Genomic DNA, 26,808 nt, shown 5'->3' with positions numbered 1-26,808 from the left:
ACTTTCTCACCGTTGTCGCAAGACAGTTCAAATCCGTCCGAGCACCAACGAGTGTTGCTGCTTTGAACAGCCACTTTTCCGTCGTGCCTACGCGTATCCCTAGGCTTACTGCCATGCCGAAACAACAGCAAATTGTTGTCTCGCATTACTCGGTAAACCCGTTTATGGTTCACCAGTCGTGGACTGCCATCGACACCCTGAAACTTCAGAATGGCCCACACACGGCGATAGCCGTAGGTGGGCAGGTCTTTGGCAACGTTGATGATGTCACTCAACAACGGGTCGTCATCGGGCCTGGGTGGCGCCTTTCGACGGTCAACCCAATCAGCTTTTCTGGTTCTCAGAGCGGTCATGTGACTGCGCGAAACGCCAAGGACAAAACAGACCTCTCTTACTGGTCGTCCCCGGGCAACAAGGGCGAGTGCGCAATCCACTTTCGGCTTTTACCGTACTCAACCGCTTCCTTGAGAATTTCGTTCTCAAGCGTTTTACGGCCCAGTGCGGCTTCTAGTTGTTTGATGCGCTTCAATGCCTCTTTCATCTCTGACGCTGGCACCACAGGCTCATTGGCGCCAACAGCAACCAAAGAACCGTCTGTATATGCTTTGCGCCATTGGAACAACTGGCTGGCAGTGATGCCCGCTTCGCGGGCCACCAAGGAAACTGTTTTACCGGCTTGGTATGTTTCCTGGACCAAAGCCAACTTCTCGGAGGGTGTCCAGCGCCGTCGGCGCTGGACACCAGTAATCACTTCAACCCGCTCGGGCTTGCCGTCTGAACTCATAGTCGTAAACATAGATGTATTCCTAGTCCTAAGTTTAAGGAATACCTCCGGTACTGTCATTCAGGGGGCAAGTTCATCACCAAAAAATTTGCCGCATTGAGTTATAGCAACTTTAGTTATGGCAACTTCATAGAGAAAAAAGGCCAACCGAATTGGGTTGGCCTTGCTGGTTAAATGCTTTCTGAATATTAGCGTTGTATCACGCTGCAATTCTGACTGACCGAGAGCAGTACTTTGCCCAGCGCTGGCAATGTTCGCGGATCCAGTGATTTGCCTGTGTTTAAAAACGCAACTGAGATTTCGCGTGCTGGATCTGCCCAGCTAACAATGTTGATGAGTCCGAGGTGGCCATAGGCCTTTCGGGCTTTGACACCAAACAGCGAGAAGAGATGTTCGCCGAGCATGAATCCATTCGAAAAGCGCATTGGAATCATCAAGGTCTGATCAATGGTCAGCGGGCCTGCAGGTTTGATGGCGTCACGAATGGTGTCGGCTTCAAAAAGTTGATGCCCGTTGTATTGCCCACCATCCAGCATCATTTGATAAAAGCGAGAGACTTCGTCGGCTGTGCCATAGATGTTTCCTGCTGGAATGCTGACATCCATGAATGCTTCTGTATTTGAAATGCTGGCTATTTTTTCGAAGTCAATATTAAGCGCTCTCTTGGCTAGCACGTTGATTGGAAAGATCGGTGCTGCACCAGTGCTGTAATTGAAGGCTGCTTTGTTTTGGTGCTGTTTTGGCAAACCATACGTGAGATAAGTCGCTCCCAGTGGCTTTGCAATCACCGATTGAAGAAAGGTCTCAACCGACTGCCCGGTAATTCGCCGTACGATCTCGCCCAAGATGTAGCCACCGACAATCGCATGGTACGACTGCGTTTTGCCGTCACCTTGTGTGGTGTGACCCGAATTGATCAAGTCAATCACACTGTCCCACTTGAACAGCAATGATGGGTGGGGGTTTTTCATGGGGATAAGCGGTACACCGGCCCGATGCGACAGAACGTGTCCAATGGTGATGTTCTCTTTGCCGTTGCACGCAAATTCCGGCAAGTACTCACCGACCTTGTCGGTCAATTGAAGTTTTCCCTCTTCCTTGAGCTTATGGATAAGCATCGCCGTGATGGCTTTGGATGCTGAGAACAAGCAGATGGGTGTATCCGGTGACATCAGTACGGTGTTGCTGTCTGGGTCTGGGTGTTGTGGGGGGGGGTTACCTCGCGCATGTCCGATTGAGCGCTTGAGTACGATTTCGCCCTGCCGACGGATGACCATGGTCATACCGGGTTGGAGGCCTGTTTTGTAAAAGCTTTCGACGCTATTCCAGATGGCTTCGACATTGTCCCGCGTCATGTTGACGTCGTAGGGGCTGATTTCTGCATGCGTGTCGATTTGTGTGACAGAACCCAGGTGTTTGGGCACGGCCACCGTATTGGTTTTTTTGAACATGATGAACGTTGTCTCAGTGATTTTTAGTTATGTAACTGCTCAGTAGCTTTCAGAGATTGACAGTCGGCAACTGCGTTCGTCAATCCAATTTTTAGACCATGCTCTCTATGCGTAGCGCATAGTGCTGTATTTGCTGGAGCGCATGGCGGTTCAAGGTCAGAAGGTTAATTCACTGGGGCTTGAGCCTGTTGGTTGACCATTGGGGTGGATGATTTGACACCTTGAAGCGATTCAACGAACTGGGCGATGGGCTGTGAAGTGCTGCCTTTGAAAAACAGTACTGGCGAGAAGGTGCCAATGATGGTGATGTGATCGGTGCCTTTCACTTGTAAGTAGCGGTTTGGAACCTGGGCGCGGTCCAAGGCCTTGTGCAAGGCCACGCTGTTGATCTCGATGCTAACCAGGTTGTCTGACTCTGGTGCAAGGATCAATGAGGGAACAGTGGTATTGGCTGCGAAGTCGATGGGTTGGGAGTTCTTTGGGTAATTCGGGTGATGAAACACTGGGCGCACTTCCACATCATTGATGGGATATAGGTTGTAAGCCCCGGCGATACCCACAAAGCCTTTCACAGTACTTGGAAGGTTCAGTCCAACTTGCTTTAGCCACCGCTCGTCATAGGCCAGCATGGCCGCGTTGTAGGCCCCTGCGCTGTGACCCATCAACACAACTCTGGAATCTGGCTGGTATCGAGAATAATCGGATTTTTGAAGCTCGTTCAGAATGGCTTTTACGCTTTTGGCGTTGTCGATCAAAAAGTCTGGGTAGCTGACCTCGGGGTAGAGGCGGTAGTTGGGGACGGCAGCAATATAGCCCATGGAGGCCAATCGGCGCCCAACAAATTCGTATTCGCTTTTGTTACCCCGATTCCAACTGCCACCGTAAAAAAATACGACGACCGGTGTGGGGCCTGCTGAATCGGCTGGTTTCTCGGGCAGGTACAAATCAAACTTCAATGCTGGGTTTGAATCGAAGGGGATGTTTTCCCGGGTGTCTGCGGTGTAGATTCGAGATACGGAATTCACCAATTGCAGAGCAGAGCAGCCGCTTAATATGAACAGTGGAAGTACTTTGAGGGCGGCAGCCAGGGTTCTGACAGGATTCATGGGTTACACCTAGTTTGATTCTCAGTGCCGCAGTCAAAGGCGACAGTCTGTTTTTTAACACAATTTTTGGGGTAGATCATGGTGGGAAGAGCAATTGATCGGAGCAAGCCGGTGTGTATTACCGGCGCTTCTGGGTATATTGCCAGCTGGATTGTGCTGTATTTGTTGGCCGATGGGCTGACTGTTCACGCAACGGTTCGAGATGCACGGAAGGCATCGTCCGTGGATCATTTGCTTAAAGCAGCGCAAGGTCAGCCCGGTGTGTTGAAGTTGTTTTCTGCAGATCTGATCGAGGAAGGTTCATTTGATGAAGCGGTGAGGGGGTGTGAGTTGGTGATTCACACCGCTTCGCCATTCATCATCAAGGGTTTTAAAGATCCTTATGAGGCTTTGGTTCGACCGGCGGTTGACGGAACTCGGAACGTGCTGGAGTCGTGTAACCGGTCTGGGTCGGTGCGCAGGGTGGTGTTGACCAGCTCTGTGGCCTCGATTTACGGCGATGCGATTGAGGCGCTGAGCAAGCGGGGTCACGTCTTTACTGAAGCGGATTGGAACGAGACCAGTTCGGAATCGCATCAGCCGTATTCCTATTCCAAGGTCATGGCTGAGCGAAAGGCGTGGGAAATCAACAAGGCGCAGTCAGCGTGGGATTTGGTGACGATCAACCCCAGTTTGGTGGTGGGGCCTTCTTTAACACGGAATACCCAGTCGACGAGTATTGATGTCATGCGGGACTTGGGCAGCGGTCGGCAAAAAACCGGTGTTCCTCACTTGGAGTTTGCTTTGGTGGACGTTCGGGAAGTTGCCCGTGCACATGTGTTGGCGGGCTTTAATCCGGACGCACAAGGACGCTTTATTGTCAGCGGACCTGTGGTGAGTTTGTTGCAAATGGCCAACGTGCTGCGGGGGCGGTTTCCTCAATATCCATTGCCAACCCGTGAGTTGCCAAAGTGGTTGGTTCGTTGGGTGGCACCGATTGCTGCAGGTGTCAGCCGCGCATTCATTGATCAAAATGTGGGTTATTCGTTTTCGTTTGACAACACACGATCACAAAGCGTGTTGGGTATTCAATATCGCTTGCTGACAGACACTTTGTGTGAGCATTTCGAGCAACCGATTGAAGATGGTCTGTTGCGCAGGCGCTGACCTGCGATGCCTTCTATGACGCAGTGTGACACGCGATGTCCTCCCAAAGGTTAAGCAAGGTTTTGCGATGGACGCCCCAGCGATACTCGCCCAGCACACCGGTGGACTGAATGACTCGATGGCAGGGAATTAAGACAGCCACCGGGTTGCTGGCCACAGCACTGCCCACAGCGCGTGCCGCCTTGGGCATGCCCAGGGCTTTGGCCAATTGTGCATATGCAATTTGGTATCCCGGAGGCAAGCGAATCAAGGCCTCCCAGACTTTCAATTGAAACGGTGTGGCCTTCAGGTGCAATTGAATCGGATGGCTGTTTTGAAACGAGGTCTCGAAGATCCGGGCTGAAATGGTTTGCGCCGCGGTGTGCTCTGTTTGAAATCGCGCCTCGGGCCATTGGGTCTGCAATTGGTCCACCCAATACACCCAATCGGATGGATGAGCGAATTCGAGCCGGTGAAGGCCCCGCGGCGTGTGGGCGGTAAATATCCATCCCATGGGGCTTTCTGCCTTGCCGACGGTCAGTGTGGTGGCTTGCCCGCGTTGACGAATTTCCCCCGGGGTCATGGCTTCCAACTTGATGGTGAGGTCATGGAGCTGCCCGGTTGCCGACAATCCGGCGTCCAGCGCAGCCATCAGCACGGTTTGTCCAGCGTTTAGTTTTTCCAATGCCCGTTGTCTGGAGAGCATGTGCTGAAAATGCTGGGGGCTGATGCCGGTCCAGTCTTTGAACAACCGTTGCAAATGGAATGGGCTGATTCCCATCTGCTCGGCCAGTTGTGCCAGGGACAGGGGCGGGAGATTGGCGGTCTGGTTTTGTTGTTGTTGATGTTCTCGATCGATGAGGTGCAAGGCCTGCTCAACCAGCTGGAAATGATTTTTAACAGTACGATTGGACATGTTGTGAGACATTGGCATCGGGTCATGCGAGTGTGCGGTGCTCAGTGGCCCGTGACAACCGGAATCTTGCGATGCCGTGTGGATTTGAATTGGAAATCGATGTAAATTGGAAAATGTACACAATGTAAAATAAGAAGAGTTCCAATCTTCTGTCAGTAAAGTTCGATTTATGAATCTGTTTGGAATACTGATCGGTAACACTCCATAGATCCAAACACCCGAGTGCCCCGTGAACAGAGGGCGAAGAGGCCTAAAGGCCCAACCAGGAGACATGCATGACCCGCGCCAGTATTCGTTCGGTTCCAATAGAGATTCCCTTCGTTCCCAAGGCTTCCAAGCTTGCCTTGTTGATCGGCGCGGCAGTGTTGCCAAGCCTCGCAACAGCCGCCGGTACGTTTCAGGGCCCTGGTGGCATCGAGGGGCGATGGGCGATGGAGGTGACTGTTGGTGCCGCACAGCGGATGAAAGAGGCAGACAAGTCCTTGATTTTTATCGGCAATGGCGGGACTGCTTCCAGCGGCACGGTGGATGATGGCAACCTGAACTTCAAGAAGGGCGACATTGTGAGCTCTGCCGCCAAGGTGGTGGGCGAGCTTGAGTTGAGCAAGGATCATCGGGGGCTTTTTGTCAGGGCCAAGGCGTACTCGGACTTTGTTCAGAAAAGCCAAGGTGTGCCCCATGGTTCGGCTGCCAATGGATTTCAGCCGGGTGAAAAGTTGCCGGGAGATCGATACGAAGAAGGTTCGAAATTCGAAGACGCCCAACTGCTGGACGCTTATGGATATGCGGACTTTCAACCCTTCGGAAAAAATTTGACTTTGAAGATGGGTAACCAGGTGGTGACCTGGGGTGAAGCCCTGTTTATTTTGGGTGGTGTGAACCAGTACTCCAATTTCGACTCTGCGGCATTGCGACGGCCTGGTGCCCAGTTGAAAGAGGTGTTTCTTCCGATCCCGCAGATTTACATGAACCTGCAGGCCACGGACGGTTTGTCTCTGGAAGCGTTCGCCCAGGTCAATCATGAGAAAGTGGTGGTTGATGGGTGTGGTACCTTCTTCTCACAGGCTGACTTGCTGAATTGTAATTTTGCTGGTTCGCCGGTCAACCCCGGAGTGTTGGGTGTCGGCGGTAATGAAATTGATTTCACTGGATACAACGATCGGCAAAGTTATGCCGGTGGGGGTACTGTCACGGTGAATGGGATTCCATTCGATACAAGCACGACCGGGGGGTTGGCTGGACTGACAACGGCGCTCGGTGGAATTACAGGACTACCTGCCGATTTAAGTACCCTGAACTTTCGGATGAGCCAACTGCGAGACCGCCGTCCCAAGGACACCGGGCAAATGGGTTTGGCTGGCCGCTTTTATGCGGGCTCTATTGGCACGGAATTCGGCGCTTATTTGGTGAACTATCACCAGCGCATTCCCAACCTGGGCTTGGTCAAAACCCCATCGAATGTACCTGGTTCTGTGTTTAATGGTTTGGCTGTTGGGCCTCAACAGGTGGTCAACCCCTTGTCGTATTTCTTTGACTACGGCAAGGAAAACATCCAAGTGGCTGGCTTGTCTGCCGCCACGGAGATTTCGGGTTATTCCGTGTTTGGTGAGGTCAGCTACACCAAGGGTTATCCGGCTGGCTACAACACCGCTGACCTGTTGAAGGGGGGCGCAAACGGCACAGGGCCGCTGGGCGCCAAATACTTTAGCCAACCGGTTGGGTCTATCTTCAATGGCTTCAAACCGCTGGACAAGGTACAGGCCCAGGTGTCGACCATCGCTCTGTTTCCTCGCCGCCTCGGCGCCAGTTCGCTGGCGATTGTGGCCGAGTTGGGTGGACAATTCTGGAAAGACATTGGCGACCCCTACACGGAGGAGCGTTTTGGCCGCTCCCCCGCCTTCGGTGCCGGTGCACACGTGACCTACAACGGCGGCAATTGTGATCGAAGCATCAACCCCAACCCTCGCAATTGTGCAGTGGATGGGTATGCCACCAAAACAGCCTTCGGTTATCGGGCCCTTGCGGTGCTGAATTATCCAGATGTGGTGTATGGCATTAATTTGGCTCCCCGCCTTTTCTTTGCCCATGATTTCAAAGGCTATTCTGCCGATGGTGTGTTCCTGCAAGACCGCATGAACCTCGGTATAGGCCTGCGTGCTGAAATGCAATCTGCAAAATATTTTGCAGAAATGAACTACAGCATGTTTAATGACAAGGCTTACTATGATCCATTCAAGGACCGGGACTTCCTGTCGCTTGTGGTGGGTGCCAACCTGTAAGCGTTCGTTGTTAAAACAAGAAAAATTGTTGGATTTTTCAAGTGAAGGAGACAAATCCATGATCCAGACCAGTCTGAGGCGACTGGCGCTGGCCACTGTTGTGGCCTCTGCCTGTACAACTGTGTTTGCCCAAAGTGCCGATTATTCCAAGCTCGGTACAACCTTGACCCCCATGGGGGCTGAGAAGGCGGGTAATGCCGCCGGCACCATTCCCGCCTGGGATGGTGGTTTGTCCAAACCGCCTGCCGGTTTTGACGCCAACAAGGGTTACCTTGACCCCTTTGCCAATGAAAAGCCGCTGTTCACCGTGACGGCAGCGAATATGGAGCAGTACAAGGACAAGTTGGCCCCTGGCCAAATGGAGCTGATGAAGCGCTTCCCCACCTTCAAGATGGTGGTTTACCCCAGCCATCGGACGGCGGCCTATCGTGCTGACATTTACAAGTACGCCAAGGAAGAGGCTGGCTCTATCAAGCTGGCCGAAGGTGGCAATGGTATTTTGAATTTGAAAAAATCCAATGTGCCGTTCCCCATTCCAACTGAAGGTGTTCAGGTCATTTGGAACCACATCATGCGCGATCTCGGTGGATCTATTCACCGCATCTCTGCAGATTTTCCGGTTCAAACCAACGGCAGCTACACCTTGGGCAAGCGTGAGGAAACCATTGCGTTTGCGTCGTATATGAATGATCCGGAACCCAACCGGATTTTCTACTACATGAACAAAACGCTGGCCCCAGCCAACGCAGCCGGTGAGGTGGCTTTGGTGCATGAGCCCTTGAACCAGGTGCAAGAGCCCCGACTGGCATGGCAGTACAATCCAGGTCAGCGTCGCGTGATTCGCGCGCCAGAACTGGCCTATGACAGCCCAGGTATTGGCGCTGACGGTCTTCGTACCAACGATGACTTCAACGCCTTCAACGGTGCACCAGACCGCTACAACTGGAAGTTGATTGGCAAGAAAGAGATGTTCATTGCCTACAACAACTACAAGTTGACCAGCAAAGACCTGAAGTACAGCCAGATTCTGGGTCAGAGCCATGTGAACCAAGACTTGGTTCGCTATGAGCCACATCGGGTGTGGGTGGTCGAGGGCACGTTGAAACCGGGTGCACGTCACATCTACTCCAAGCGAGTGTTTTACATTGATGAGGACAGCTGGACCATTTTGCACGGTGATCAATACGACTCCCGTGGCGGTTTGTGGCGTGTTCGCGAGGTGTTTGGTGTGCAGTTGTATAACGCACCAACCTTTGCCCAAGCTGGCGAGGTGATCTATGACCTACAAGCTCGTCGCTATCTGGTCAATGCGCTGACCAACGAAGAAAAGCCTGTGGAATTTGGCACCAAATATTCGGTGGCTGATTTCTCAACAGCAGCGCTGCGTCGCGTGGGTCGTTAACACAATTTGAAGAGGCCTGGAGTGGGTGACAGAGGCCTTGTGACCCATTCCAAAAAAGGCTCGACTCTTACACACATCGAGACTGACCCAGGGCCTGCCCCTGGGTTTTCAATTGGAGTAGGCATGAAAAAGCCTTTGAAGCCCGCGCTTATTCGACGGGCCTATGGTTTGGGCGCTGCTGTATTGGCGCTCGGATTGACTGTGCAACCTGCGCAGGCCTTTAAAGACCCCATGGACATTCCCGCCATTGTGGCACCCAAAGCGGCCAAAGCCCTGATGTTGAACGTGACATCGCGCGGCAATGTGGCTGTGGTGGTTGGGGAGCGTGGTATTGTTTTGCGCCGCGACTTTTCAGCACCTGATCCCAAGGATGGTGCGAAAGATGGTGATGGACGAATCTGGACGCAGGCCAAAGTGCCGGTGTCCATCAACATGACCGCGATTGAATTCGCCAGTGACTCGGTCGCTTACATGGCGGGCCACGATGGCGTGGTGTTGAAGTCCACCGATGCAGGTGCAAGCTGGACCCGTGTATTCGACGGCAACAAAGCCAATGCACAGGTGGTTGCTGCAGCCAAGGCCAAATACGACGCCGTGCAGGCTCGGTATGACGCCTTGCCCCCTGCACAACAAAGCAAGATGGATGCGGAGCTTGAGGCTGCCCAGTTTGCCCTGGAAGACGCCGAGGCGGGCGCGCGCTTTGGTCCAGCCCGACCCATGCTGGGTTTGTGGTTTCGAAATGAGAATCAGGGCTGGGTGGTCGGTAGCTACGGACAGATCTTTGAGACCACCGATGGCGGTGCGAACTGGAAGCTGATTGCAGACCGATTGAACAACCCAGATTTCCGTCATTACAACGGAATCTACGGAGACGATACAGGCTTGCTGTTGATTGCTGGCGAAGCCGGTCGTATTTACAGGTCTAATAATTTTGGGCAAACCTGGGAGCGATTGGACACAGGGTACAACGGCCATTTTTACGGCACCGCTGTAGTTCGAGGCTCAAGTGGTGAGCCCACGATTTATGCGTATGGTTTCTCGGGCAATGTGTATCGCATGGGGCCCGGCGCTGCGGGCTGGTGGAAAATGCAAAGTCCCACCAAGGAAAGTTTTGTTCAGGCCATTACCCAGGGCAACTCGGTGTTGCTGATTGACCAGAAAGGTCGCTTGGTCAAGACAGACCCCACTGGGACCCAGTTGACCATGGTGATGAACAAGGAGGGCAAGCCTGTGACAGGCATGGCCTTGGTTGGCAAAACGCTGGTGCTGAGTGGCCAAGGTGGTCCTCGCACGGTTGATCTGCCCCAATAAGAACTGGACGAAACCCCATGAGCAACGATCAAGATTTGAGCAAAATTGAGCGGTTCTTCACGAGCCTGCTGTTTGGACATCGCAAGGCCGTGTTGGTGTTGTTTGCGCTGCTGTCGGTGTTTTTTGCATGGCAAGCCACCAAGCTTCGACCCGATGCATCATTCCAGAAAATGGTGCCGGTCACACATCCCTACATCGCCAACTACCTGAAATACGAAAACGAATTGCGTCCCTTGGGCAACGTACTTCGAATTGCGGTTCAAAACAAAAACGGCAGTATTTACGAAGCCGAGTTTCTGGAAACGCTACGCCAGATCACCGATGAGGTGTTTTACATCCCCGGTGTTGACCGTGGAAATTTGAGCTCGATCTGGACTCCCAACGTGATGTGGCGCCAGGTGACCGAAGAGGGCCTTCGTATGGGCCCGGTGATCGGTCAGGGCTTCCAAGGCACACCCGAGCAAATCGAGCAGGTCCGTTCCAACGTGGAGAAGTCTGGCCGCATTGGTTCACTGGTGGCCAATGATGAAAAGTCTGCCATCATTCTTGCCCCATTGCTGGAGGTGGACCCGGAAACTGGGGAGAAGCTGAGCTACGGTAAATTGTCTGAGCGCATTGAAAAAGTGGTGCGTGACAAGTATCAAAACGACAAGGTGTCGATTCACATCACCGGTTTTGCCAAAGTGGTGGGAGATCTGATTGAAGGGGCCAAGGACATTGCCGGTTTCTTCGTGATCACTTTCGTGCTGACCGTCATTTTGCTGTTTTGGTATTCCCGTTGCTGGAAGAGTACTGCTGCCACGATTTTCTGTTGTTCGCTGGCTGTGATCTGGCATTTGGGTTTTGTGAGCATGTTGGGCTTTGGCCTTGACCCGTATTCGATTTTGGTGCCGTTCCTGACGTTCGCGATTGGTGTGAGTCATGCCATTCAGAACGTGCGAACCATGGCAGCTGAACGCTTTCACGGCGCGACCAAAATGGATGCCGCCAAGGCCACATTCCACTTGTTGTTCATTCCCGGCACCGTGGCCCTGCTGGCCGACGCGGTGGGTTTCTCGACCCTGTTGGTGATTGAAATTGGTGTGATTCGCGAGTTGGCCATTAGCGCATCGATTGGTGTGGGTGTGATCATTTTCACCAAGATGTTCTTGTTGCCGGTGCTCATGAGCTACGCCGATGTCACACCGTCGGGTTTGCGTCAGGTTGCCAAGCAAGAGGGCGGCGATCACAAAGTGTCCCACGCACTGTCACGCTTGACCGAAAAGAAGGTTGCACTGGGTGCGACAGCCGTGGCCGGCGGTATTCTGGCTGTCAGCATGGTGTTGTCGTCCGGGTTGAAAATTGGTGACCTGGACCCCGGTGCCCCTGAGTTGCGCCCCGATTCTCGTTACAACCAGGACGTGAAATTTTTGGTGTCCAACTATTCCACCAGCTCGGATGTATTTGTGGTGATGGTGGAAACACCCGAAGGCGAGTGCGGTGCTTACCCGGTTGCATCGGCGGTGGACCGCTTCCAGTGGGAAATGGAAAACGTGGACGGCGTGGAAGGCAGCGCATCGTTGTTCACCGTGATGAAAAACATCATCGCAGCCTTGAACGGTGGCAACCCCAAATGGTTGTCCATCACGCGCGACCGATTCATTTCCAATGGTGCTCACAAAAATATCCCGACAGCGCTCTACAACGCCAAATGTTCGATGACGCCTGTCATTTTGTTCTTGGCTGATCACAAGGCCGAAACCTTGAAACGGGTGACCGACAGGGTGGAGGCGTTTGCAGCCGAAAACAACTCGGACGATGCCAAGTTTATTTTGGCGGCTGGCAATAGCGGTATTGAAGCGGCCACCAATATTGTGGTGGAGCAGGCGCAGAAAACCATGTTGGTGCTGGTGTATTCCATCATTGGGCTGTTGGTGTGGTGGGAGTTCAAGAGCTTCCGCGTGATGCTGGCCATCATGATTCCGTTGTTCATCACCGAGGTGCTGTGCAAGGTGATCATGGTTCAGCTGAACCTGGGTATCAAAGTGGCCACATTGCCCGTGATTGCGCTGGGTGTCGGTATCGGGGTGGATTACGGCATTTACATCTACAACCGCCTGGAAAGTTTCCTCGCGAAGGGACTGAATTTCAAACAGGCCTATTTCGAAACCCTACGAACCACGGGTGTTGCGGTCGCGTTGACGGCGGTCACATTGGCGTTGGGCGTGTTCACCTGGGCGTTCTCGGCCATCAAGTTCCAGGCCGACATGGGTATGTTGCTGGCCTTCATGTTCTTGTGGAACATGGTGGGGGCCATCATCCTGATTCCAGCGCTCATACGTGTGCTCGCCATGGGTGCTGTCACCAAACGCTTCGGCCCATCGGTGGTGAAAGGACTGAACTGATCCGCATCAGAATGTCAACGATCCAAGGGCAGCTTCGGCTGCCCTTTTTTGTCTGTGGTAACCTGCGCACATCGGATCAAACTCTGACGCATCAGGCCACACCACCATGTTTCCCGAACTTCCTGCCATCCCGCACCCTTTGCAGTTTAAATCGGTCACCTTCACGGCGTTGAAGCCAGGGCCCAAGCTGGTTGTTTTGGGCGCTGTGCATGGCAATGAGGTATCGGGTACCCGAGCTATTCTGCGAGTTATCCGCGAGTTTGAGCGTGGAGAGCGTTTACTGGTTGCAGGACAGGTCACATTTGTTCCTGTCACCAATCCGCTGGCCTATAACCGTCGGCAGCGAAATGGCGATCGCAACCTGAACCGAAATCTGACGCCCACCCCAACACCCGTTGACTTTGAGGACCATGTGGCCAATTGGTTGTGCCCGCTTCTAGCACAGCACGACGTGTTATTGGACATCCACAGCTTCCAGAAAGGCGATCAGCCTTTTGCCCTGTTCGGTCCACCCGACAATGCCGGTTCCCTGCAGCCTTTTCGGCATGCAAAGGCGGAGCGTGATCTGGCTCGCCGGCTGGGTGTGACCCGTTTCGTGGATGGCTGGATGGAAACCTATGCAACGGGTGTAGCCAATCGGGTGGCCTACCTCAAGGCCAATCGGCTGTCTGACCAAGGCTTGAACACCGATCCCAGATACGGCATGGGCACCACCGAGTGCATGCGCGCCAACGGCGGCTATGCTGTCACCCTGGAATGCGGGCAGCATGATGATCCCAAAGGCCCCGCTGTGGCGTATACCGCGATTGAAAATACACTGCTGCACCTGGGGTTGGTTGGAGGTTCTTCACCCGCGCCGGTGGAGGTGTACCAGCACCTCACTTTGGTGGAAGTGATTGACAAACAGCACGCCGATGACCAGTTTTCTCGGGCTTGGTCGAGTTTCGACCGAATCAGCAAAGGTGAGTTGATTGGCCTTCGCCACCATGGTGAGGAGGTGCGTGCACCACGCGATGGATTCATTGTGTTTCCCAATACCAGTTCCCAGGCTGGGCAGGAATGGTTCTATGTGGCCAAAGAGGAAACCATACCCCTGTGATGGGGGGTGTTTTGAGTGTTTTACTGACAGATTTCGAAAAATACCCTATGAATTCAATCGCAAATATATCAATTTGCGGATTGTTGGCGTCAGGTAGACCTAATTGAACTGAATGTAAAGTTATTGGGGTCTGCCATGTCGAGTTTCATTGAAAACATTCGCAATCTGGAACGGGAATCCGCCACGATGGCAGCCCTGATGGTTGTAGCCACACCGTCAGCTGTGTTTTCCGCAGGGCAGGGCATGGGCACCGCCGAGGGTAATCCGGACACGGTAGCGCAGCTCGCAACCTCCACGGGCTTGTCCCATTCGGACTTTTCTTCGCCTGCGCTTGGCATGCTGGTCCAACCAACGACCATGCCGGCATGGACTGCTGTGGCCTCCCGATATTCCGTGAATGATGAGGGTGGCCTTGGCGCAGGCACGGCCATGACGGAAGCGCCACTGGCCATGTTGGATGGTACGTTAAGCTCGTTGCAATCCGACTACGTCGATTTCCCGTTGGGCGGTGAAAATTTCATGGTCTCCACGGTTGTATCATCGGGCTTGGCTGATGCGTCAGAGGCCTTCGATAACCCGGTGGATGGTCTATCCAGCCTTCTGGCCAGGCTGGTTGAAGACGCCGAGCGCGCACAGGCTGATTTTTCAGCAGAATTCAACGGTGAACGGCAGGGTGCAGTTCGGGGGTTCATTGACGATGCGGGTCATCAGTTCTCAGAAACCACCCGGGATTTCTTTCAGGACTCCGTGCGTGGGCAGGTCAAGGGTTTACTGGAAAATGTGGTCGATCACACCGGCAGCACTGAACTTCAGCTAGCCACCGACCCCGTGTTCGCCGTGGACTACTACGGCACAGGTGCCACATTGGTTAACAGCGGCTTGCATGCCGTGCCGATTGGTGCCATCACGCTGCCCCAATTGGGTCCGTTGGTGGCGCAGCCCCAATCGGCGTTGTCTGACTACTGGGGCCGTTAAACCGCTCGCTCGGCCTGCGGCTTTTACACGGTCAATCCCACCGACAGCGTCTGTTTTTCACCTGTTTTAGGTGTTTTGAAGCCGCCTCACTGCCGTCACAATATCGGTGTTGATGATCAATCCCGGTATGTAAACCATGGCCAGCCCCAATTCCATCCAAACCGAACAGTCCACTCGCGAGATGATCGAGATCCTCTTGTTTTCGCTGGGTGGGGCAGAAGTTTTTGGTCTCAATGTTTTCAAAATTCGGGAGGTGACCGAGTTGATGCCCGTCACCCAGGTACCGGGCCAGCAAGGCGCCATGAACGGCGTGATCTCCCTTCGTGGGCAGGTTATGCCCGTGGTTAACTTGGGTGAGGCCATCGGCATGTCTGCTGGTTTGCCCAACAAGAAGTTGATCATCTCCGAGTTTGCATCCCGCTCTGTGGCTTTTGAGGTGTTCAGCGTCGATAAAATCATCCGAGTGCCTTGGTCCGACGTTCAGCCGCCACAACGGTTTGAGCGACAGGAAGGGTATGTATTTGGCACCGTGATGTTGCAGGGCGGGGCGCTGGTGTCTCTGGTGGACATCGAAAGCGTTTGCCAACGGGTATTGCCGGAAGGAGAAGAGGGCAAGATCAACACCGGTTTTGAGCTCGCCGCCAAGCCCCCTGTGTTTTTTGTGGACGACTCAATGGTGGCTCGCCGAAAAATTGGAGAAGTGCTCGACACCATGGGACTGCACCATGCCCACGCGGTTAATGGTGTTGAGGCCGAAGCCAAGCTGCTTCAACTGGCTGAGCATGCCGATGAGACCCACCGTTCGCTGCGCGATGAGGTGTCATTGATTTTGGTGGACGAGGAAATGCCTGTGATGGATGGCTGCACCCTGACACGAAAGCTCAAAAGCGATCCCCGGTTCAAAAATATTCCATTCGTGATGTATTCATCGCTGACATCGGAGGAAAATGCGCGGCGTGGCCTGGAGGCAGGGGTCAATATTTATGTGAAGAAATTTGACTCCGCCTCCCTCTCCAGGGCCATCGGCGAGTTGCTGACCCATGCCTGAGGTACACTGCCTCCATCGTTTTGGTGGCCAGTGTATCGCCGATGACAACCTTCCTGCCCGACCCGGCGCTGCTGGATCGAATTGCCAATGATTTGTATTTGACTGGTTTCAGCATCCAACACCAAGGCTTGGATCCAGCCTGGTGCAATGATTTGTTGGTATTGCTCAAGCAACAAACCCTGCGCTCGGCCGGTGTGGGGCGCACAGACACCCGCCGTAACCACCCTGATATTCGCCGTGATCAAATTGCCTGGATTGAACCCGATGCTGCGGCATCACGCCAGTGGCTGGATTTTGCCGCGGCACTCCAGCAGGCATTGAACCGCAGGCTTTTTCTGGGCTTGTTTTCGTTTGAATCACATTTTGCGCATTACGCTCCTGGTGCTTTTTACAAAACCCATGTAGATGCTTTTCGGGGCGAATCAAACCGTGTTGTGTCGGTGGTGGCTTATTTGAACCCGGGCTGGCAACAGAGCGATGGTGGGAGCATGGTGCTGTATCAACCGGACCAACCCGATACAGCGCTGGTTGAGGTATGGCCCGAACAAGGCACCCTTGCTGTGTTTCTGAGCGAGGAATTTCCGCATGAGGTAAAGCCTGCGCACCGCGACCGATACAGCATTGCTGGTTGGTATCGCGTCAACACATCGGATTCCAACCGAATCGATCCGCCCCGCTAAAGTGGTGTGGAATGTTCACCAGCGGTAAAAACGGGGGGCAACCAAAGCGCCGACCACACCCGAGCCCAGCATGCCGAGGGTGTACCAAATGGCGATGAACGGTGTTGCTGTTTCGTCACAGGCCAGCGCATATCCGATGGAGCCCGCTGCACCGGCAAACAGCCCGGTGGCAAAACCAGCCCAGCCGGTTTGCGTGGGCGCCAAGCCGCGCATGGCCCAAATGCCCGCGCCCAGCGCAGGCATCGATAATTTGATAATGGACCATGGGCATGACGACCAGGAGTGCCCCTGCACCGCATGCGTGCGTAAATCCACTGGCGTGGCCAAAAAACTGATACCAGCCAACAACACCATAAACAGCACCACACCCAACAACAGCATGCGCGGTTCACGATCGGATGCAGCAGGCCTGCCCAACCGGATTAGCCACAATCCACTGGCCAGCACCACGGCAAATCCATAAGCCAACTTCAGCCAGGGGGCACCTTCTGAAAACAGCTCAGGCGGAATCAACCCCAGCCACGCAACAGAGAACGCGGCTGCAGCCAACACGCCTGCCAGTGCTGCAGTTCCCAAGCGTTGCTCCGCCAGTCGGGCAGGTGCCCGGCCAGCGTTGGTGGATAACATATTGATCAAATCATCGGTTTTCATCACAGTGTCCTGACCAGTTCAGCCAGTTTTTTCAAGCCTCGGTGAACCTGCACCTTTAGCGCCGATACAGATACGCCCGAACGTTGGGATGCCTCTTCCATGGAGAGCCCCTCAATTTTTGTCAGCACAATGGCCTGCTGCTGTGCATCAGGCAATTGCTGCATCAGTGTCTGTAGGTCTTTTTGAACGGCATGCTCGTCGTGAACTTGAGGCAAATCCGATTCATCCACATCGTCCAGGGAATCATTTAACCGTTCACGCCGCCCGCGCCGCCGCCACAAATCCACCAATTTGTGGCGTGCAATGGCAAACATCCAACTGCTAACCGGCAATGATGGATCGTAGGTGCCGCGTTGCACATGCAAAGCCAACAGGGTTTCCTGAACCAAGTCCTCGACTTCATCGGGCAGGCCTTGCAGCCGTCTACCGTAAAACCCCCGCAGACGACGCGCCATCAAGTCCAGGGCTTGCCGATAAGACTGCTCGTGCCCCGCTTGCGCCTGCAACCACAACGGGCGAAGTGCAGTCTCGAACGCATGCAGTCCGTGTTCACTGGGCAATTCGCTGGCTTGGGGCATTGGGTTACAGTGGGAATTAAAATTCTGTTGCCACACTATCACATCAAGGGCCCTTACGGCTTTTGCCTATAATGGACTTCGTTTCAAAACTCGCTTGTAAAGGAGCGTCCACCATGAATTCCATGAAAACCCGTGCAGCTGTGGCTTGGGGCCCAGGCAAACCCCTCACCATTGAAGAAGTGGACCTCCAGTTGCCCAAAAAAGGCGAGGTGCTGGTTCGCATTGTGGCGACCGGGGTGTGTCACACCGATGCCTACACCTTGAGTGGGGACGATCCAGAAGGCATTTTCCCAGCCATTTTGGGCCATGAAGGCGCAGGCATTGTGGAGGCGGTGGGCGAAGGCGTGACCAGCCTGGCCGTGGGTGACCATGTCATTCCCCTGTATACCGCTGAATGCCGCGAGTGCAAATTCTGCAAAAGCGGTAAAACCAATTTGTGTCAGGCCGTGCGCGCCACACAAGGCAAGGGTTTGATGCCCGATGGCACCACCCGGTTTTCCAAAGATGGCAAACCGATTTACCACTACATGGGCTGTTCCACATTTGCGGAGCACACCGTGGTGCCTGAAATTTCACTGGCCAAAATCGACCCCAAGGCCCCGCTTGAAAAAGTGTGTTTGCTCGGTTGTGGTGTTACCACTGGTATTGGCGCTGTGCACAATACCGCCAAAGTGAAAGCGGGCGACACCGTCGCCGTGTTTGGCCTGGGGGGTATCGGCTTGGCCGTCATCATTGGTGCGGTGCAGGCCAAAGCAGGGCGCATCATCGCCATCGACTTGAACGAAGACAAATTTGAAATTGCCAAAAAGCTCGGTGCAACCGACTTTGTAAACCCTGCCAAATTCGACAAGCCCATTCAAGAAGTGATCGTCGACATGACCGATGGCGGTGTGGATTTCTCCTTTGAATGCATTGGCAATGTGAAGGTAATGCGCGCTGCACTGGAGTGCTGTCACAAGGGTTGGGGCGAGAGTGTCATCATCGGCGTGGCCGGTGCCGGACAGGAAATTTCGACGCGCCCCTTCCAGTTGGTGACGGGCCGTGTGTGGCGGGGCAGTGCGTTTGGTGGTGTTCGTGGCCGCACCGAGTTGCCAGGCTACGTGAACCGGTTCATGAATGATGAAATCGACCTCGACACGTTTATCACCCACACCATGCCACTGGAAAAAATCAACGAAGCGTTTGACCTGATGCACGAAGGCAAGTCCATTCGCAGCGTGATTCACTATTGAGGCACAACCCATGTCGACCTTGAAACAACTGAGCAGCAACCGCTGTTTTGGGGGGCTGCAAAACCAGTACGAGCACGCCTCTGGCGTGCTCAATTGCACCATGCAGGTCAGTGTGTACTTGCCCCCGGCTGCGTTGCAGGGGAATGTTGTTCCTGTGGTCTACTGGTTATCGGGCCTCACCTGCACCGATCAAAATTTCACCACCAAGGCGGGCGCGCAGCGCGTGGCTGCCGAGTTGGGTGTGGCTTTGGTCATGCCGGACACCAGCCCGCGTGGCGTCGGCGTGGCAGATGCCCCTGATGCTGCGTATGACCTGGGTCTGGGCGCTGGCTTTTACGTGGACGCCACGCAGGGACCGTGGAACAGCCATTACCGCATGTACAGCTACACCGTTGATGAGTTGCCCGCACTGGTGGAGTCCGCTCTGAATCTGGGCCCCAGGCGCGCCATTTGCGGCCATTCCATGGGTGGACATGGTGCGCTTACCATCGCCTTGCGCAATCCCTCCCGATATGTTTCGGTGAGTGCGTTTTCACCGATTGTGGCACCCAGCCAATGCCCCTGGGGTGAAAAGGCGCTCACCGCTTACCTTGGTAACGACCGCAGCGCATGGACTGTACATGACACTGTCGCGTTGATTGAAGCAGGTGCTGCTCAGTTGCCGATGCTGGTGGACCAAGGTACTGCAGACAATTTTTTGGAAGGGCAATTAAAAACCCCCTTGCTGGAAAGGGTGTGCAAACGCAAGGGCTACGCGGCCACCATCCGCTATCAAGACGGCTATGACCACAGCTATTACTTCATTTCAACCTTCATAGAAGAACATTTGCGCTTTCATGCTCAACACTTGAACGCCCTATAATTTAACCTCAGATCAAACCGGGTATTTCAAAGCGTTTTTGGCCATTTTCTCAAACCCCGCTTCCACTGGGTCGATGTTGAGTTTGTTGCAGATTTGCAGCAGGTACAGCAACACGTCGGCCACCTCATCAATCACTCCCGAGCGCTCGGCATCTGTGAGCGTTCTGGATTCAATCTCCGTTTTCCACTGAAAGTGTTCCGTCAGTTCAGCCACTTCCACTGACAGGGCCATGCACAGGTTCTTGGGTGAGTGGTAACGATCCCACTGCCGGGCATCGGCAAAAGCCTCCAGTGCTGCGCGCAGCGCGTTCAAATCGCGATTGGACATTGAAGAATTGCTGAGAGTGTGTGAAGCCGTTCAACCTACACAAAGGGCCTGCATTGTGTCAACGCAGGCCCTCCGGGTTACCTTTTTAGCCGGGGTGTGGCGATGAGGTTCGGTGATCAGGCCGTTGCACTGGCTTCCAGTGCGGGGTAATCGGTGTAACCCTCGGGCCCAGGCGTGTAGAAGGTTTGTGGGTTGGGGGTGTTCAACGGCGCATCGCTGAGGAAGCGCTGAACCAGGTCTGGGTTGGCAATGTAGGCTCGTCCAAAGGACACCGCATCGGCTTTGCCTTGCTCCACGGCTTCAATGGCCATGTCGCGGGTGTAACCGTTGTTCACCATGTAAGTGCCCTGGAAGTGTGCGCGCGCCCAGGCATAATCAAAGCCGGGCAGGTTGCGGTCACCGCCCGTGGAGCCTTCAATCATGTGGATAAAGCCCACACCGCGTTTGTTCAATTCCTCAATCAACAGGCCGAAGGTGGCTTGCGGATTGGAATCCGCCAGGTCGTTGAATGGCGTAAGTGGCGACAGGCGGATACCCATGCGGCCTGCGCCCACCTCGGCGATGACTGCATCAACCACTTCCAATGCAAATCGAATGCGATTTTCAGGGCTGCCACCGTAGGCGTCAGTGCGCTGGTTGGCACCGTCCCGCAAAAACTGGTCAATCAAATAACCATTGGCACCGTGAATTTCTACACCATCAAAACCCGCCGTGATGGCATTGGCAGCACCTTGGCGGAATTGCTGGACCACCTGCTTGATTTCGTCCACGGTGAGAGCGTGCGGCACTGGCACCTCCTGCTTGCCGTTGTGGGTGTAGGCCACCACGTTTGGCTTGATGGGGGAAGGCGCCACGGGCTGTGCACCACCGGTGAGGTCGGGGTGAGTGATGCGGCCTACATGCCAAATTTGCGCAATGATTTTACCGCCAGCTTCATGTACAGCCTGGGTGATGGGTTTCCAGCCTTCAACTTGCGCGTTTGAATAAATGCCCGGTGTGGCCATGTAGCCTTTGCCCGCTGGAGCCACCTGCGTGCCTTCGCTGATGATGAGGCCCGCATTGGCGCGTTGGCGATAATACTCCACATTCATGGGGCTGCCAGGAATGTCGCCTGCCGCCTCGTCTGCACGGCCCCGGGTTAGTGGGGCCATCACGATGCGGTTTTTCACCGCAATGTTGCCGATGCGGCCGGGCTGGAACAGTTTGGCTTGTGCAATTGATTGGGTCATGGGTACTCCTGAATACTGGATTGTTCACTGTGTGCAGTGCATCAAAGAGCGCTCATTATGCGTATTCCTAAGGATTGGGGCTAGTGCATGGAAGTGATAGTATTTATTCCAGCTGGGAATAAATGGGGAGGTGTATGGATCGATTGCGTTTGATGGAAACCTTTGTGCGCGTGGTTGAAAGCGGTAATTTCTCGACTGTGGCCCGCCAGCAGCACACCACACAGTCGGCCGTGAGCAAACAGGTGCAAGCCCTGGAGGCACAACTGGGCGCTGTGTTGCTGGTCCGCTCAACGCGCAGCCATTCGCTAACCGAGGCAGGCGCGCTCTATTACGAACGTTGCCTCCAGGTGCTGGATACCTTGGAGGAAGCACGGCTGGAGGTTCACCGGGCTGAGCATGAATTAAGTGGCATGCTGCGTCTTGCAGCGCCAGTGGCGTTTGGGCGTTTGCACATTGTCCCCCGCTTGCCCGCGCTGTATGCGCGTTTTCCCAAGCTCACCGTGGATCTGCAACTGGACGACAGTTTTGTCGATCTGGTCGCAGCGGGCATTGATGTGGCCTTTCGCGTGGGTGAACTGAAAGACAGTCGTTTGATTGCCCGCCGCATGGGCACTGTCACTCGCGCGGCGATTGCCTCGCCAGCGTATTTGACAGCGCAAGGTGAGCCCAAACACCCCGATGACCTGCGCCACCACAACGCTTTGATTTACACCGGTATTGCCAGCCCCAACCAGTGGGTTTTTTATTCGCGCAGCAACGCCCCAATTGAGGTGACTGTGCAAGGCAATTTTCAGTCCAACAGTTCCGAGGCCATTCGGCAGGCTGTTCTGGAGGGCGTGGGTATTACCTATTCGCCGCTGTGGATTTATGGTGATGATCTAAGGGCTGGCCGGGTTCAAGTGATTCTGGCTCGCTACCAACCCTCTGCTTTACCATTGAACGTGGTGTTTCAACCGGCGCGCCGCCCATCCCTCAAGGTCAACAGCGTGGTAGGCTTTTTTGAAGAAGCATTTGCCAGTGATCCCGACATTTCTCCCTTGATGAGCACCCACAGGCGCACCGCATGAGCCCGACACAATCTGATCAAATGTCCGCTGACCCTCGACGACCCTGGTTGCTGGTGGGTTTGGGTTTGATCATGGGTGCGTTGCTGGTGTCTGCTTGCAAACCGTACGACCGAATGACCTGGTTCATGGAAGTTTTACCGGTGTTCATTGCCCTGCCGCTAATGTGTATCAGCCACCGTCGCTTTCCGCTCACCACGGTGCTGTATGTGGCCATTTTCTTCCACTGCCTGGTGCTGATCATGGGTGGGGCCTACACCTATGCCCGGGTGCCGCTGGGGTTTCAGATTGCAGACTGGCTGGGCATGACCCGCAACCCCTACGACAAAATTGGGCATTTCATGCAAGGTTTTGTGCCCGCTTTGTTGGTTCGAGAAATTCTCATTCGCCGGCACGAAGTTCGTACCGTGGCCATGCGCTTTTTACTCACCACGTGCGTGGTGTTGGCTTTTAGTGCGTTTTATGAACTGATTGAGTGGTGGGCTGCCTTGGCCATGGGTGGCAGTGCAGACGATTTTTTGGGAACGCAAGGGTATGTGTGGGATACACAGTCCGACATGTTCTGGGCATTGTGTGCGGCCTTGCTGGCGCAAATTCTGTTCGGGCCTTTGCAAAGCGCACAAATGCGCCATTTGACCGATGTGGTTACACCAGTGGCGGCGCCACCGGACGACGCACACTGACCAAGCCTTCCAGCATCAACACGCCCACGGCCAACCAGATGGGAATGTAGGTCAACCACTCGGATGCCCCGATGCGCTCGCCCAGCAGCAGAGAGACGAACACCAGCAGCACCGGCTCTACATAGCCCAGCAAGCCAAACAAGCTGAACGGTACGCGACGGCTGGCCAAAATATAGCTGACCAGGGCGGCAGAACTAATGACACCCAAACCGATGACCAGGACGAACAACATCGGCCGCAACTCGAACTGGACTTTTAGGTGCTGGCCCGACTCACCCCAAAACACAAAGTAAAATGCCAGCGGGAGTGTGAGCAGCATGTCGCTCCACAGGCCAGCCAGTTGGTCCGTTTTCATGCGACGGCGCAAATAAAAATAAAACGGATAGCCCATGCACACGGCCAACGAGGCCCAAGAGAACCCGCCGACCCGAAGCAGTTCATGCACCACACCGATGGCGGCGCAGGCCGCGGCCAGTTTCTGAAATGAACTCAGGCGTTCACCGTACACCAGTTTACCCATCGCGATCAGCGCCAGTGGCAGCATGAAATAGCCCAGCGACACTTCCAGAGCCTTGCCATGGGAAGGCGCCCACATGAATAGCCAGAGTTGCAAGCCCAGCAAGGCTGAGGAGGTGGGCAATGTGAGCCAAAGTACAGGTTCCCGGCGCAACCGGTGCAACAGGTCCTGAAGTTGGCGGGTTTCGCCAAGCAGCACAATCATCAAGCCCATGATGGGTACGGTCAGCAGCATGCGCCAACCGAAGATTTGCTCACTGCTCAACGGGTGTAACAAGGAGGTGTAGTAATACATCAACCCAAACAGGGATGATGCCAATACCGAATAGACAACCCCCCGAACCATGTTCAATTCACCCCTGTGACTGGCATCAACAACGTGTGCGGATTATCGCAGACCTTTCATCACCAGCCGCAGAATTTCGCCAACTTCCGCGCTCAGTTTTGGAATGCTGAGCGGTTTCTCAGCCATCAGCCAGTCGGCCAACAATTCGTTGAGGCCGCCGACCAAGGCTACACACAACAAATGGTGGTTGCGTTGGGGCAATTCACCAAGGGCTGCCCGTTGCGCCATGAATTGCTCAAACAAACCCGCCATGGTGTTGATCGCATGTCGCCGCGCCCGTTCAACTGTCTCGCTGACCCCCACCACCTCCAGCACGCCCACGCGCGCTCGTCGCCGGTCTTTCAGGTAGTGTTTTACCATGGCTTTCACGCCCAGCTCAATTTGCTCATCCATGGACGCATGGTTGCTCAGAACCGCCTGCAGTACCCCGGCGCTCAAGTCCTGAAGAATGTCGTTGTACACCGCCATCAGCAAAGCTTCGCGGTTGGGAAACAGCTCGTAAAAATGCCGGGCGGTGACTTTGGCCTCCGAGCACAGCGCTTCAATGGTGGTGCTGGCATAACCCCGTGTGCCGAACAAGGCCAGACCTGCTTCCTTCAAGCGCTGGCCGCGTTCATCGGCCCGGGTGGCGGAATCCTGTCCGCGGTACACCCGTTTTGAGGCGGAAAGAGCGTGTGAGGTCATGGTATATTGTGACAAGATATCTTGTCGAATAACAAATCGATTGCAGTGTACGGCTCAACCGCTGCGTCAAACAATCCGCATTGTTCTGTATTTCACTGCCACGTTCCGGAACAGGAGGCAAACCATGGCCGTTATCACCAACCATGCGCCATTCGCGCTCACCAAAGCTGTTCACCATTTTGACGGTACACGGGACGCTGCACGCCCCATGGACCGTGTAGAGGCTGTTCGCCGCGCCGGTGAGGCATTTCGCAACGACATGCTGAAAAACCCCACGGTGCAGTTTTACAAAGCCATGGAACTGGTGCGCGTGCCATACCCCAGCAAGTTTGCTTACCTGAACGCCTATGCAGGTTTGGCGCCATTTGTTCACCTGTGCAACAAACTCTTCGTGATCCAGTTCAACACGGCCGAAGGCATTAAAACGCTGCTGGCCAGTCCATCGGACTGGGAGCACCAGCGCACCACCCCATTTTTTGCCCACCTGGACCAAAAAGCCGGGCCCTTGGTGCCAGTGATGGAAGCCTTGGTCTTGCGCAAAACCAATACGGTGCTGGGTGCTCTGGCCAGCCTGGGGTTGCAGCCTGAACAGGTGGATTACATCACCTACGACCACCTGCATACGCAAAACCTGACCCGTTGGTTGGGCTCACTGCATGAGCCTGGTTTGTTTCCCAACGCCAAGTTGTTGGTGATGAAAGAAGAGTGGGCCAGCGCACAGGGTTTAATCCCTTGGCAAAACCAGTGGTATTGTCCGGGCGGTATCACCGGTATTCCGGAAAGCCGGGTTATTCAGCTAGAGGGCAGCGTTTTCTTGGGTGATGGTTCTGTGGCTTTGGTTCGCACCAAAGGCCACACCGAGGGCAATCATTCGATTGTGGTCAACACGCCGCAGGGCATTTTGGTGACCAGCGAAAATGGAGTGAGTCTTGATGCGTATGCGCCGGCGCATTCCCGCATTCCGGGATTGGCCGACTATGCCGCACGGACAGGTGCCGAGGTCATCATCAACGGCAACACGCAGGAGTATGTGGTGGATCAGTACATTTCCATGGTGCAGGAAAAAGCCATGGCGGGGCCTTGTTTTCTGGATGCGCGTTTCCCCAATGTCATGCCATCGTCTGAATCGGCTGGCCATTGGTTATTTCCAGGTACGGCACCCACACTGCGCATGGGTGAATTCCACAGCGGTCAACTCATATCAACCCCTGAATTGAAAAAGGCAGCCTGATGAGGAATTTTGTGGTCACTGGTGCTGCTTCAGGCATCGGTCATGCATTGGTGATTGCATTGCTGGAGCAGGGCCATCGAGTGTGTGCTTGCGACATCAATGCCGCTGGCCTTGACGCTTTGAAGCGTCATGCGGATGCCCATCAGCTCCGCCTGGCGACGCTGGATGTTCGGGATGCCCAAGCTTGGCAATCATTGTTGGACTCGGTGGTTCACGACTGGGGCATATTGGATGTGCTGTGCAATGTGGCCGGCGTATTGAAAGAAAATTGGGTGCACGAGGCCACGCCAGCCGAGGTGGATTTTCATCTGGACATCAATGTAAAGGGCACAGTATTTGGCGTGCAGGCGGCTGTAAAACACATGATGCCGAATCATGCAGGACACATCATCAACATTGCCTCCCTGGCTGGTTTGTCGCCGGTACCTGGCCTTAGCTTATACAGCGCCAGCAAATTTGCGGTGCGGGGATATTCCTTGAGTGCAGCGCTCGAGCTGGCGCCCCATGGCATCGCCGTCACCACCATTTGCCCCGACGCGGTCCAAACCCCGATGCTGGACATTCAGTTGGGTAAACCTCAAACCGAGTTGACCTTTTCCGGACCCCGAGCGCTCCGGGCAGATGAAGTGGTGGCGGCCATTTTGAAAGCACTCGATACCCAGTGTGTGGAGATTGCGTTGCCCGCTTGGCGCGGGGCGACGGCCAAGCTGGCGTCCATGGCGCCCAACTGGAGTGCCAAAGCCTTGGGGTTGTTCAAAAGGGCAGGGCGCCGTCGGCAACAAAAAATTCAGGCGGGCTGGTCTTCCACAAAAAAGTGACCCTTATTTGTCCACCAAATGTGTTGA

26 protein-coding genes are annotated in these 26,808 nt (G+C 54.6%); 15 read left to right on the top strand and 11 right to left on the bottom strand.

Annotated elements, in window-relative coordinates; translation table 11 throughout:
• The 4 genes from NQT62_RS09300 to NQT62_RS09285 all read right to left on the bottom strand — a co-directional run.
• The coding region (locus NQT62_RS09300) for an IS3 family transposase (protein ID WP_256764407.1) at nt 1–353 on the bottom strand (353 nt) is incomplete at its 3' end.
• A 38-nt stretch (nt 354–391) separates the two neighbouring features.
• Nucleotides 392–796, bottom strand: coding sequence for a transposase (locus NQT62_RS09295; RefSeq protein ID WP_256764406.1), 405 nt, complete (start codon nt 794–796; stop codon nt 392–394).
• Between the two features lie 176 nt (nt 797–972).
• Nucleotides 973–2,235: a serine hydrolase domain-containing protein gene (locus tag NQT62_RS09290; protein ID WP_256764405.1), complete on the bottom strand. Its 1,263-nt coding sequence runs from the start codon at nt 2,233–2,235 to the stop codon at nt 973–975.
• A gap of 164 nt (nt 2,236–2,399) precedes the next feature.
• The gene (locus NQT62_RS09285; RefSeq protein WP_256764404.1) at nt 2,400–3,341 is read right to left on the bottom strand and encodes an alpha/beta hydrolase; all 942 of its coding nucleotides are present in this window, start codon (nt 3,339–3,341) and stop codon (nt 2,400–2,402) included.
• A 78-nt stretch (nt 3,342–3,419) separates the two neighbouring features.
• Here NQT62_RS09285 and NQT62_RS09280 point away from each other — a divergent pair, with 78 nt between their 5' ends.
• The gene (locus tag NQT62_RS09280) at nt 3,420–4,487 is read left to right on the top strand and encodes an SDR family oxidoreductase (protein ID WP_256764403.1); all 1,068 of its coding nucleotides are present in this window, start codon (nt 3,420–3,422) and stop codon (nt 4,485–4,487) included.
• 13 nt (nt 4,488–4,500) lie between these two features.
• On the opposite strand, the gene NQT62_RS09275 is transcribed toward NQT62_RS09280, so the two are convergent.
• Entirely contained in the window at nt 4,501–5,382 is an 882-nt protein-coding gene (locus NQT62_RS09275) for a methylated-DNA--[protein]-cysteine S-methyltransferase (protein ID WP_256764402.1), read from the bottom strand.
• Between the two features lie 275 nt (nt 5,383–5,657).
• Here NQT62_RS09275 and NQT62_RS09270 point away from each other — a divergent pair, with 275 nt between their 5' ends.
• The 8 genes from NQT62_RS09270 to NQT62_RS09235 all read left to right on the top strand — a co-directional run bounded on the left by NQT62_RS09270 (nt 5,658) and on the right by NQT62_RS09235 (nt 16,560).
• Entirely contained in the window at nt 5,658–7,661 is a 2,004-nt protein-coding gene (locus NQT62_RS09270; RefSeq protein ID WP_256764401.1) for a DUF1302 domain-containing protein, read from the top strand.
• A 58-nt stretch (nt 7,662–7,719) separates the two neighbouring features.
• Nucleotides 7,720–9,063: a DUF1329 domain-containing protein gene (locus NQT62_RS09265; protein ID WP_256764400.1), complete on the top strand. Its 1,344-nt coding sequence runs from the start codon at nt 7,720–7,722 to the stop codon at nt 9,061–9,063.
• Between the two features lie 123 nt (nt 9,064–9,186).
• Complete coding sequence (locus NQT62_RS09260) at nt 9,187–10,374, top strand: WD40/YVTN/BNR-like repeat-containing protein (RefSeq protein ID WP_256764399.1); 1,188 nt, start codon at nt 9,187–9,189, stop codon at nt 10,372–10,374.
• A 17-nt stretch (nt 10,375–10,391) separates the two neighbouring features.
• Entirely contained in the window at nt 10,392–12,758 is a 2,367-nt protein-coding gene (locus NQT62_RS09255) for an efflux RND transporter permease subunit (RefSeq protein ID WP_256764398.1), read from the top strand.
• Between the two features lie 106 nt (nt 12,759–12,864).
• Nucleotides 12,865–13,857, top strand: a complete 993-nt coding sequence (locus NQT62_RS09250) for a M14 family metallopeptidase (protein WP_256764397.1) — start codon at nt 12,865–12,867, stop codon at nt 13,855–13,857.
• A 135-nt stretch (nt 13,858–13,992) separates the two neighbouring features.
• Complete coding sequence (locus NQT62_RS09245; RefSeq protein ID WP_256764396.1) at nt 13,993–14,832, top strand: hypothetical protein; 840 nt, start codon at nt 13,993–13,995, stop codon at nt 14,830–14,832.
• 136 nt (nt 14,833–14,968) lie between these two features.
• Nucleotides 14,969–15,880: a chemotaxis protein CheV gene (locus tag NQT62_RS09240; RefSeq protein WP_256764395.1), complete on the top strand. Its 912-nt coding sequence runs from the start codon at nt 14,969–14,971 to the stop codon at nt 15,878–15,880.
• Nucleotides 15,881–15,921: 41 nt separating this feature from the next.
• Nucleotides 15,922–16,560, top strand: coding sequence for a 2OG-Fe(II) oxygenase (locus NQT62_RS09235; RefSeq protein WP_256764394.1), 639 nt, complete (start codon nt 15,922–15,924; stop codon nt 16,558–16,560).
• A 15-nt stretch (nt 16,561–16,575) separates the two neighbouring features.
• On the opposite strand, the gene NQT62_RS09230 is transcribed toward NQT62_RS09235, so the two are convergent.
• A complete protein-coding gene (locus NQT62_RS09230) occupies nt 16,576–17,211 on the bottom strand; it encodes an NrsF family protein (protein ID WP_256764393.1) in 636 nt (211 codons plus the stop codon).
• Entirely contained in the window at nt 17,211–17,789 is a 579-nt protein-coding gene (locus tag NQT62_RS09225) for a sigma-70 family RNA polymerase sigma factor (RefSeq protein WP_256764392.1), read from the bottom strand. The genes NQT62_RS09230 and NQT62_RS09225 overlap by 1 nt, the downstream gene beginning before the upstream one ends.
• Before the next feature lie 122 nt (nt 17,790–17,911).
• On the opposite strand from NQT62_RS09225, the gene NQT62_RS09220 reads away from it, so the two are divergent.
• On the top strand, nt 17,912–19,021 hold the full coding sequence (locus tag NQT62_RS09220; RefSeq protein ID WP_256764446.1) for an S-(hydroxymethyl)glutathione dehydrogenase/class III alcohol dehydrogenase: 1,110 nt from the start codon (nt 17,912–17,914) through the stop codon (nt 19,019–19,021).
• A 19-nt stretch (nt 19,022–19,040) separates the two neighbouring features.
• On the top strand, nt 19,041–19,883 hold the full coding sequence (gene fghA, locus NQT62_RS09215) for an S-formylglutathione hydrolase (protein WP_256764445.1): 843 nt from the start codon (nt 19,041–19,043) through the stop codon (nt 19,881–19,883).
• Nucleotides 19,884–19,895: 12 nt separating this feature from the next.
• Here fghA and NQT62_RS09210 read toward each other — a convergent pair whose 3' ends face one another.
• Both NQT62_RS09210 and NQT62_RS09205 read right to left on the bottom strand, forming a co-directional pair.
• Nucleotides 19,896–20,210, bottom strand: coding sequence for a nucleotide pyrophosphohydrolase (locus NQT62_RS09210; RefSeq protein ID WP_256764391.1), 315 nt, complete (start codon nt 20,208–20,210; stop codon nt 19,896–19,898).
• Between the two features lie 116 nt (nt 20,211–20,326).
• Nucleotides 20,327–21,439 carry an alkene reductase gene (locus tag NQT62_RS09205; protein ID WP_256764390.1) on the bottom strand — a complete coding sequence of 371 codons (1,113 nt, stop codon included), beginning with the start codon at nt 21,437–21,439 and terminating at the stop codon, nt 20,327–20,329.
• Nucleotides 21,440–21,573: 134 nt separating this feature from the next.
• Here NQT62_RS09205 and NQT62_RS09200 point away from each other — a divergent pair, with 134 nt between their 5' ends.
• Together NQT62_RS09200 and NQT62_RS09195 are read left to right on the top strand one after the other, a co-directional pair.
• Nucleotides 21,574–22,506: a LysR family transcriptional regulator gene (locus NQT62_RS09200; RefSeq protein ID WP_256764389.1), complete on the top strand. Its 933-nt coding sequence runs from the start codon at nt 21,574–21,576 to the stop codon at nt 22,504–22,506.
• The gene (locus NQT62_RS09195) at nt 22,503–23,186 is read left to right on the top strand and encodes a DUF2238 domain-containing protein (RefSeq protein ID WP_256764388.1); all 684 of its coding nucleotides are present in this window, start codon (nt 22,503–22,505) and stop codon (nt 23,184–23,186) included. The genes NQT62_RS09200 and NQT62_RS09195 overlap by 4 nt, the downstream gene beginning before the upstream one ends.
• Here the strand turns inward: NQT62_RS09195 and rarD are convergent.
• Both rarD and NQT62_RS09185 read right to left on the bottom strand, forming a co-directional pair.
• Nucleotides 23,149–24,048, bottom strand: a complete 900-nt coding sequence (rarD, locus tag NQT62_RS09190; protein ID WP_256764387.1) for an EamA family transporter RarD — start codon at nt 24,046–24,048, stop codon at nt 23,149–23,151. The genes NQT62_RS09195 and rarD overlap by 38 nt on opposite strands.
• Before the next feature lie 42 nt (nt 24,049–24,090).
• Nucleotides 24,091–24,732 carry a TetR/AcrR family transcriptional regulator gene (locus tag NQT62_RS09185; protein ID WP_256764386.1) on the bottom strand — a complete coding sequence of 214 codons (642 nt, stop codon included), beginning with the start codon at nt 24,730–24,732 and terminating at the stop codon, nt 24,091–24,093.
• Between the two features lie 124 nt (nt 24,733–24,856).
• On the opposite strand from NQT62_RS09185, the gene NQT62_RS09180 reads away from it, so the two are divergent.
• Nucleotides 24,857–25,963 carry an MBL fold metallo-hydrolase gene (locus NQT62_RS09180; RefSeq protein WP_256764385.1) on the top strand — a complete coding sequence of 369 codons (1,107 nt, stop codon included), beginning with the start codon at nt 24,857–24,859 and terminating at the stop codon, nt 25,961–25,963.
• Nucleotides 25,963–26,781 (top strand): SDR family oxidoreductase, encoded by an 819-nt coding sequence (locus NQT62_RS09175; protein WP_256764384.1) that lies wholly within the window; start codon nt 25,963–25,965, stop codon nt 26,779–26,781. Before NQT62_RS09180 ends, NQT62_RS09175 begins: the two co-directional genes overlap by 1 nt.
• Nucleotides 26,782–26,808: the final 27 nt, after the last annotated feature.

The sequence above is a fragment of the Limnobacter humi genome, from assembly GCF_024518835.1.
GTDB classification, from domain to species: domain Bacteria; phylum Pseudomonadota; class Gammaproteobacteria; order Burkholderiales; family Burkholderiaceae_B; genus Limnobacter; species Limnobacter humi.
This window is presented reverse-complemented; position numbering and strand designations above follow the sequence as displayed.